Here is a 219-nt window from a genome sequence, read left to right on the forward strand (position 1 = left end):
AGGTGGATGAGCGTGAGGTTGCCCGTGATGTACGACGGGAAGGGGAGGGTGAGGACGGGGGTTGAGAGGGAGTTGCTGAGGGAGGAGGAAGATGTGCTCAGGAAGCTGCTCACGTTCTACTCGGTGCTGGGAGGGAAGATAAGGGGCTACCCCGGTTAGTTGTGGAATATGAGGTGAAAAATAATGGCAAAAAATAAAAATATCCCTGGAAGGGGTAAT

At 52.5% G+C, this 219-nt stretch carries 1 pseudogene; it reads left to right on the forward strand.

What is annotated here, in order from left to right:
- Positions 1 to 141, forward strand: a pseudogene (locus tag L3N51_RS12490) (IS256 family transposase); the annotation flags it as partial.
- Between the last annotated feature and the right edge of the window lie 78 nt (positions 142 to 219).

Origin of the sequence: Metallosphaera javensis (ex Hofmann et al. 2022), from assembly GCF_022064045.1 — an archaeon.
Taxonomy (GTDB): Archaea; Thermoproteota; Thermoprotei_A; order Sulfolobales; family Sulfolobaceae; genus Metallosphaera; species Metallosphaera javensis.